Below are 2,753 nucleotides of genomic sequence, written 5' to 3'. Positions count from 1 at the left end.
GATGAATCAGGCCTCTTAGCCATCTTAGCCGGTTGGCTAGGAGGCCTTGTTTTATTGGCGCCACGAGGCATCACAGCATTAACTCTAACGAAAAAATAGGAGGACATTTCGCGGGTATCTGAAAGAAAGGCCGAAAAACACGAAAAATGCCGGAATTTAGGGGTTCGGGCGCTGCTTTGCATACAAGAATATTTCTCAAATAATCAAAATAAAGGTGTTAGGAGTAGAAGACAAACAGCAATTAATGACAGGGTAATAGTTGCTTTTTTTGAAATACGGACTCTATGCTTACCAGCATACCAACCAGAGAATTGCAGCTTGTTTCGATATAAAATAAATAAAAAAATAAAATTGGAGCAAGCAGTTAATAACCATACTCCAAAGCTATCTATATTTACACCTACTAATTGGAAAATTTCTCTTTCTACGTAGCCCATAACAAAAAAACCGCCGAACAAAATAATAATCACCCTAATAATCTCTAAAAAATGGGACATATACAAATCAACTCCTTTTTTTATATATTTTGGATTTTTGTGTTGCGTTCCATTATCTATTATATTATCATTTATTGTGTGATTTACCAAATCTATGAAGGGAGTATCGTTATATGAAATTAAGGAGGACTGCATTAGCGCTGACTCTAATGGCATTAACAATGATCCCATCTTTTAGCCCATTTGGTGTACAGGTTTTAGCAAAAAATGATTTAACGAAAGCACAAATTCAACAAAAGTTCGAACAAATAAATAGCAAATATGAGATAGGCCAGCCTTTCAGTAAAGAAGATGCGGACTTTGTAAAAAAATACGCAACTCCTGTTAATATCAAAGAAAATTCCATTTCTCCCCTTTCGTCAGAGACTTTTGATGTTTCAAGATACGATTCCAATAATACAGTGGGAGGGAGAATGAAAGGATCGGTATCCGCTTCTATCGGTGTGATAACAAATTCGTATTCTGGTGATTTCACCACAACTGTTTTAAAAGGCTCTGTAAGTTCAATCAAAAATGAACTTTCACACACTGCGTACGGATTAATCGGCTCTGGAGGAGTAGGAAAAGTATATAGCAATACATTGTCGACTACTTGCAAGAGTTCCCCATGCACCTTGGACGAAGGAGAAAATTATTCAGCAAGCGTAGCTTACGCTTATACTTCAGCAAAAGCAACACTAACATATTCCAATGGTAGCTTGGGGATAGTTTGGCCTGAATAAAAAAGCTCTTCCCCAATAGTAAGTGTCTTTATGACCTCGATTTCCCATGATGTTATGGGAAATCGAGGTTTTTTATTCAAAGGGAACAGGCACTATCATCTGTAACACAGCGAAGGAAACCCGTTTTTTAAGAGAGGCAATTGTAAGGTTTGCCGGAACAAGGAATAGGAATCCCATTTATCCGAAATGACAGCAAAAAATGTCCATAAAGAAGTCGATACTGCATAGAACATTAGGGAATAAACACTGGTAGATCCATGAATGAATAACATACCGGATTAGAAACAGATTAATTTGTTCCATCTCCTGCTTTTCTCTAGCGTTTACGTCAAAACCGTCAGGCGAAATCGACTTATTGCGTTTTTAATAACTTTCAACACGAAAATATTTCTCCTTTGACAAATTCCTTAGAAAAACTGGTAACTCCCACATCTCTTGAAATTTCAGGCGTGGCCCTGCCAATTAAGCCAACAGCGGATAGAAAGCCGCGCCATGTCATGTCAGTTTTGGTAATTCGTCCCATACCCTCAGCAGAAGTTCTCCAAACCATCACCCCAACAAACGAGCCACATCCCCAACCCGTACAACCCCCGTTTCAACCACACTCGCATAAACCCCAAAACAAGCCTGCCGACTCGCCGCAAACGTCTTCAATGGGGAAGGATCAACCGAGTAATTCTCCGGATCAATATTAACCATCGAACAGCGCTTGCACTTTTTGAACACTTCCACAACAACTTCTCCCATCTGAATCCGCCGCCCAATCCAGTCCTCCTCGGCAAACGGCACCACATCTGCTTGCTCCAGCACAATATTGGGCCTGGAAACGAAGGTAATCAACCGCTTTCCCCCACATCTGCTCCAACGCCCGTATGGAAGCGTCCGTCACGATCAGCAGCTGCCCCTGATCGACGCCCATCAACTCGTCCTGCGGCGTAAAGGTGACCGGAGCCAAAGGCCTGCCGCTGAGCTGCTCCATCTCCTTGTGCAATTCCTCATCCGTCTACGCATATACCCGCCCGTCCGGCGTAGTCACCCGAACCCCCGGAAAAGACGTCTCGTCTCCTTCACTGATGCACACAGCCTGATACTCAAGCAGTTTGGGGACATGCTTCGCCGTCAGGTGTCTGACAGAGCTTTTTTCGTCCAGAAAAGCGCGGCTGCGGTCGCCGTACAGGCCGAACCGGGACACGATGGCTTCCTGCAGGCTTTCTCCGCGAAACGACTTGACCGGATAACGATGGATGGCACTGACTTTCCCAAGCGAATGTTCCATGTTGGAATCTCCTTTTCGGTTTCTCGGCATTATCTGTGTTCTATCATCAGATCAAAATATGCCTCTGACAAGTTACGCGACAATCTCTTGCGCCTCTTTTCCGCCCACCAAAATGCAAACAATGCCCTAGCCTTTCATCCCTGCAAGCATTTACGGTGGAGAAGACCAATGCCCCTGCTCTGGAGCATCCATTTACCGTGAGCACGGGCACGCTCAAAAGCGGAACGGCCCTGTACACCGACTCTCCCACATCGGACC

The 2,753-nt window shown here is 43.8% G+C and carries 4 protein-coding genes; 1 reads left to right on the top strand and 3 read right to left on the bottom strand.

The features are described 5' to 3' along the window. Positions 1-203 precede the first annotated feature (203 nt). Positions 204-497, bottom strand: coding sequence for a hypothetical protein (locus Q3F21_RS26975; protein ID WP_340259651.1), 294 nt, complete (start codon positions 495-497; stop codon positions 204-206). Between the two features lie 113 nt (positions 498-610). On the opposite strand from Q3F21_RS26975, the gene Q3F21_RS26970 reads away from it, so the two are divergent. Next, complete coding sequence (locus Q3F21_RS26970; protein WP_340259649.1) at positions 611-1,219, top strand: hypothetical protein; 609 nt, start codon at positions 611-613, stop codon at positions 1,217-1,219. A 549-nt stretch (positions 1,220-1,768) separates the two neighbouring features. On the opposite strand, the gene Q3F21_RS26965 is transcribed toward Q3F21_RS26970, so the two are convergent. Together Q3F21_RS26965 and Q3F21_RS26960 are read right to left on the bottom strand one after the other, a co-directional pair. Continuing rightward, a complete protein-coding gene (locus tag Q3F21_RS26965) occupies positions 1,769-2,059 on the bottom strand; it encodes an MOSC domain-containing protein (RefSeq protein WP_340259647.1) in 291 nt (96 codons plus the stop codon). A 163-nt stretch (positions 2,060-2,222) separates the two neighbouring features. Beyond that, positions 2,223-2,495, bottom strand: coding sequence for an MOSC N-terminal beta barrel domain-containing protein (locus Q3F21_RS26960; RefSeq protein WP_340259645.1), 273 nt, complete (start codon positions 2,493-2,495; stop codon positions 2,223-2,225). Between the last annotated feature and the right edge of the window lie 258 nt (positions 2,496-2,753).

It is taken from the genome of Brevibacillus borstelensis (assembly GCF_037834415.1).
GTDB classification, from domain to species: Bacteria; Bacillota; Bacilli; order Brevibacillales; family Brevibacillaceae; genus Brevibacillus; species Brevibacillus borstelensis_A.
Note: the sequence above shows the minus strand (reverse complement) of the source record. Positions and strands in the feature narration are given on the sequence as shown.

Bases quoted from the DNA above. Each gene is read 5' to 3' on its own strand.
- Q3F21_RS26970 (WP_340259649.1), top strand. From the start codon at position 611: ATGAAATTAAGGAGGACTGCATTAGCGCTGACTCTAATGGCATTAACA.
- Q3F21_RS26975 (WP_340259651.1), bottom strand. From the start codon at position 497: ATGTCCCATTTTTTAGAGATTATTAGGGTGATTATTATTTTGTTCGGC.
- Q3F21_RS26960 (WP_340259645.1), bottom strand. From the start codon at position 2,495: ATGGAACATTCGCTTGGGAAAGTCAGTGCCATCCATCGTTATCCGGTC.